Raw genomic sequence first — 854 nt, 5'->3', positions numbered from 1 at the left:
GCGGAAGGCTCACGCCATCGACGATGACATTGTGGGCGATTTGAACATTGTGGCCGGGCAGGGCCGCGACCGTCTTGATCAGCGGGCTCAACCAGCCGGGACACAGGCCAGGACGCAAATAGGCGCGCTCACGCGCGTTCACGAAAGCAGGCGTTGCCGGCGGACAGATGAAGACCAGATCACCAATAGCCGGCTGCCGGTCGAACGGCACAATACGCCATAGGCCTGGCGGGTAGCTGGGGGTCAGATTGATCCGGAGGCCGATGACAAGGCTCGTCGTGAACAGCAGAACCAGACCCACAGCGCCAATGCCAATGATAGTGAACGCCCGGCGCCGCTGACTCATTTGAGCACCTGCGATTGCCGTTGCGATTGGCGTAACGCTTCCGTTTCCTTCAGTGCCTGTGCCGTACGCTCCTGGGCAGCCAGTTGCTGACCAGCGCGCATGACCGGCCAGGCCGACGCCAATTTTTCCCGCTCACCCGGCGACATTCCGAATGCCTGTCGCTCAAACGCAGGACCGGCTGCGCCCTTAGCGGCATTTGACAGCAATGCTCGTTCACCGAAGCGTTCGCTCACAGCCTTGTTGAAGGTGTCGATCTCGATCTTCGCCAGCTTGTCGGCCAGTGCAAAACCAAGCGCCGCCGGTAGATCATTGCGGTCGATCGCATCACGCACCCGTTCGAGAACCTGGCGGGCATGATTGGAAAGCTCTGGTATGTCGACGGCGACCCTGACGCGCAGCGCGCGTTCCTCGGCCTGATATTTGTGCTCGGCTTCACCCCGCTGGCGCATATAGCTATCAAGGTTGCGGGCAAGCGCCGGTGCATTGAGCCTGGCGGTTTCGCGCTCCT

At 61.5% G+C, this 854-nt stretch carries 1 protein-coding gene and 1 pseudogene; both read right to left on the bottom strand.

The features are described 5' to 3' along the window. Window positions 1-346, bottom strand: a 346-nt coding sequence (locus tag ACFPLB_RS17560; RefSeq protein WP_378232085.1) for a S26 family signal peptidase, incomplete at its 3' end; no start/stop codon positions are given. After that, window positions 343-854 (bottom strand): annotated as a pseudogene (locus ACFPLB_RS17555) (hypothetical protein); the annotation flags it as partial. The pseudogene ACFPLB_RS17555 and the gene ACFPLB_RS17560, both read right to left, overlap by 4 nt.

This window comes from Aquamicrobium segne, from assembly GCF_042656785.1.
GTDB lineage: Bacteria > Pseudomonadota > Alphaproteobacteria > Rhizobiales > Rhizobiaceae > Mesorhizobium > Mesorhizobium segne.
This window is presented reverse-complemented; position numbering and strand designations above follow the sequence as displayed.